The 3651-nt window shown below is 60.2% G+C and carries 3 protein-coding genes and 1 pseudogene; 1 reads left to right on the top strand and 3 read right to left on the bottom strand.

Annotated features, from left to right (window positions below; translation table 11 throughout):
- The 3 genes from EOA38_RS30665 to EOA38_RS30660 all read right to left on the bottom strand — a co-directional run.
- On the bottom strand, positions 1–1065 hold a 1065-nt coding region (locus EOA38_RS30665; protein ID WP_145966134.1), incomplete at its 3' end, for a septal ring lytic transglycosylase RlpA family protein.
- A gap of 403 nt (positions 1066–1468) precedes the next feature.
- Positions 1469–1630 (bottom strand): hypothetical protein, encoded by a 162-nt coding sequence (locus tag EOA38_RS39425; RefSeq protein ID WP_189350082.1) that lies wholly within the window; start codon positions 1628–1630, stop codon positions 1469–1471.
- 186 nt (positions 1631–1816) lie between these two features.
- The gene (locus tag EOA38_RS30660) at positions 1817–2707 is read right to left on the bottom strand and encodes an FHA domain-containing protein (protein WP_189435023.1); all 891 of its coding nucleotides are present in this window, start codon (positions 2705–2707) and stop codon (positions 1817–1819) included.
- Between the two features lie 69 nt (positions 2708–2776).
- On the opposite strand from EOA38_RS30660, the pseudogene EOA38_RS30655 reads away from it, so the two are divergent.
- Positions 2777–2995: pseudogene (locus tag EOA38_RS30655) on the top strand (tyrosine-type recombinase/integrase); the annotation flags it as partial.
- Positions 2996–3651 lie beyond the last annotated feature (656 nt).

Below are 3651 nucleotides of genomic sequence, written 5' to 3'. Positions count from 1 at the left end.
GACATAGTCCGAGCCCGGCGCCTGTTCCTGGCTGTTCGATTTCTTCCACGATTGCAGGATGTCGGCCGGCGACATGCCGCTGGCGTCGATCGCGGCGAAGACATCGGCACGCTTGACCCGCTCATCCGCGTAGGACAGCGAGGCCATGGCAAAGGGTGAATTCTGAGGCAACCGGAATTCCGGCCGCTCCGGCACGATCGGCCCGAAATCCGGCAGCACGACATCGCTGGCGCCCGGCGTCTGCGCCGACATCGCCGGTTGCTCCGACGGTGCCGACTGCTCCGACAGACTAGGCTGCGCGGCGAAAGCCTGCCCCGAATTGGTCAACTGGCCGGGGAACGGCACGGCTGCTGGCGGCGCATCGCTCACCGACAGGCTGGGCGATGGGCCGTTCATGGCCACCATCACGCCGGTCGGCAGGCCGTCGGACGGATCAGGCCGCCTGTTGCCGGGATGGTAAGAAGCCATCAGATACTGGTCGTCATTGCCGTCGAGCGGCGCCCGGCCGACATACTCGACCTTCACCTTTGCGGTCCCGACCTTGCCATAATCGAGCATTTGCGCGGCTCGTTCCGAGACGTCGATGATGCGGCCTTCATGATAGGGGCCGCGGTCGTTGACGCGCACGATGACCGAACTGCCGGTCTCGATATTGGTGACGCGGGCATAGCTCGGCAGCGGCATGGTCGGATGCGCCGCCGTCAGTTGCGCCGTGTCGTAAACTTCGCCATTGGCGGTCAGCCGGCCGTGGAAGGCGTCGCCGTACCAGGAGGCCAGACCCACCTTGGCGTAGTGCCTGTCTTCCTTCGGATAGTACCACTTGCCGCGCACCTGGTATGGCTTGCCGAGTTGGTCGCGTCCGCCGCCGCGACGCATGAAGGCAACGCGCGGGCTGGCCTTCACGCCATACTCGGATTCGGCAAAATATTCCTTGGAGCGCGGCCGCTTGTCGAGCATCGCCTTCGGCTGCGGCGTGGATGTGCAGCCGGCAAGCAGCACCGCCGACAGGGCGCACAGCGCGAAAGCAGGAGCGCGACGAAGACGCGGGCGCGCCGAGGTCTGCATGATTTCGATTGTCCCCTACAGTCTCGCCGCCATCAGTCGGAGCCAAAGCGCCCGCGAATGCCAGCAACACCTTGATCCCCAATCCCTTTGTGCACAGGAATTGCTTATCACGATGTTAATCGATTATGGCCGCAACAGGGCGAGATTATGGCGAGCCCCGTTTGCAGACCTCATCCGGGCGGCACTAAAGCATGTCTCCCGAAAGTGGGAACCGGTTTTGGGACAAAGACATGCGTAAAATCAAAAAACCTAAAGCGCACGGAGCGATTCTGAAAGACCGCGACGCGCTTTAGGCACTGTCGTTGTAGCGTTTGGTATCATCTTGGCAGTGTTTCCAATTTGGACCGCTGTCCATCACTGAAAGCTCGGCCGCTTGAGCAGCCGGGTCACCTAACCGAAACAGCTAGGTCTTCTTATCGCCGCTCGGGTTCGGAGCCGGCGCTTCCCGCACGTCTCGCGGTGGCGGATCGACATGGGCCGGCTCTGGGGAACAATGATCCGGGTCGGCCGGGTCGTCGTTCTTCGGCTTTTGCTTCGGCAGAGGCTTGTCGCGTTGGTTTTGCATGACGCGCTCCTTTCCCCCGCCAGAAAACCGGGCAGCCGCGTCGTTTGTTCCGAAACCAATAGGCCCGGCCACCGAAGCACCAGGCCACAAACGTTGCAGGCGCATGCTGACGGAACCAGCGCTGCGCGCTTGCAGAATTGCCGAAGAGATCGTCGCGGCCGGTCGTGGCTAACGAGTCCGGCCGGGTCAGTTTGAGACAATTTCGTAGTGAAGGATCTGGGCGTCGCCGAGGGACGATTTCCGTCCAGGCGAGATGACGCCGGAGCCGAAGAGGAGAATATCTTCGCGGCGCACGAATACTTCATGGTTGGGTCCCATCGACACAAATGTGCCCGACGAGCTTCGCTCGATAAGCCGGGCCTTGCCATTCGAAATGGTGAAGGTCGCGTGGTGCCTTGAGACCCAGGGCCGCTGGACGACGATATTGCATTCCGGAGATCGGCCGATCGTCACGAATTCGTTGTTTCGGCAGGATAGCAACTGATCTCCATAACGGATGACCAGATTGATCTGCCGCGGCGGGGCGGAGCGCCTATCGATAATGGTGCCCCGCCTGGTGATCTGCGTACTGAGAGCCCGATCGTCACTCCCCAGGGTATAGACATCGAAGAGTTCTTGCTTTCCTTTGAAAGCCATTTTGTCGAGGAGCCGCAAGGCACTGCGGCTGCCCGCGGAAAGGGCTTCGAAGAAGCTCTGGCTGATCAGCACCTCCCCCGGGTTGGCCGTGGTGGACAACCTTGCGGTGACATTGACAACGTCGCCGAATACCGCGCCCCGCGCGCGAATGACCGCCCCGAAATGCAATCCGATCCGGGCGCGCAACGGCCCTTTCGTCAGTTGGCTGCTGATTTGGGAGACGGCCGTCAGCGCTCCCTCCGGCCTCTCGAACAGGCTGAGCACGTCATCACCCTTCGAGTAGATGAAATCACCGCCGTGCCGGGCGACGATCTCGCGTATGGCGTCGAGGCAATCCGAGATCTGCTGCAGAGCGGCATCGTCGCCGATGCGCTCATAGAGCGGCGTGCTGCCTACGACATCAGCTAAGAGGACTGCGGCTAGAAGTCTTTCCTGATCCATCGAAGCGTATCCGCCCAAGTACGCAACGTATAACATACCAAAGTTGCCCTTGACTTATCTCCTTGCGCGCCCCGCATCCGCTTCCACGACCTTCGCCATACCCATGCCTCGCAGATGCTGTCGGCAGGCATTAACCCGAAGGTGGCGAGCGAGCGCCTTGGGCATTCGACGATCGGCATCACCTTGGACCTTTATTCACATGTGATGCCGCGAATGCAGGCGGACGCGGCCGAGCAAGTTGACGCGGCGTTGCAGGCGGCTATAAGCAGCGAGCGGAAAGCCAAATAGTTGCAAAATGCGTAGCGAGGAGCCTTTTCAGGCCTCTCGCCTTTTCACGGAAACGCAATAAAAACAACTAGTTGGAGGGATGGCTGCAAGGCTCCGACCAGCCGAGGCTGCGTTCCGAATCGCCGCCCTCTTCGACGTCGATGTTGTCTTGCTCCCGGTCATCGGTGCCTGTCCCGCCAGCTAGCCACGGCTCTAGATCGGGATCGGGGATTCAGGGAATGCCTTGGGCCAACCACTAAAAAGGTTCAAAGGGTCGATCAGAATCCGCCGCATACGAATGAGCCTGGAAAGAACTCATTAACCCAGTCTCTTAGCATTACGACGACCTAATACAGTTCTGGCGTATAATCTTTCCACGGGATGGAGAGGCGTCGTCAGGAGATGCGCCATGCCACGTTTCATATTTTCTGCATCTGCGCTTTTGACACTCGCGGTTCTTTACTCTCTCAATCCCGCGCTTGCGGCGGGATCGGGGATAAAATGCAAAAACGGAAGCACAGCCAACGTGTCGGTCACTGGCGGCAGTTGCTCGACCCTACCCGGCCAGAAGGTTACCTGCACGAATTCGAAGGGCGATAGCGCCTCGGCCATATGTAATGCAGGCTCAGCCACTTGCGGCAATTCTAGTGGAAGCGGGTCGTGCAGCTATCCGAAAG

The sequence above is a fragment of the Mesorhizobium sp. M1E.F.Ca.ET.041.01.1.1 genome, from assembly GCF_003997355.1.
GTDB lineage: Bacteria > Pseudomonadota > Alphaproteobacteria > Rhizobiales > Rhizobiaceae > Mesorhizobium.
This window is presented reverse-complemented; position numbering and strand designations above follow the sequence as displayed.

Coding starts and splice junctions, on each gene's coding strand:
- EOA38_RS30660 (WP_189435023.1), bottom strand. CDS start 2,707: ATGGATCAGGAAAGACTTCTAGCCGCAGTCCTCTTAGCTGATGTCGTA.
- EOA38_RS39425 (WP_189350082.1), bottom strand. CDS start 1,630: ATGCAAAACCAACGCGACAAGCCTCTGCCGAAGCAAAAGCCGAAGAAC.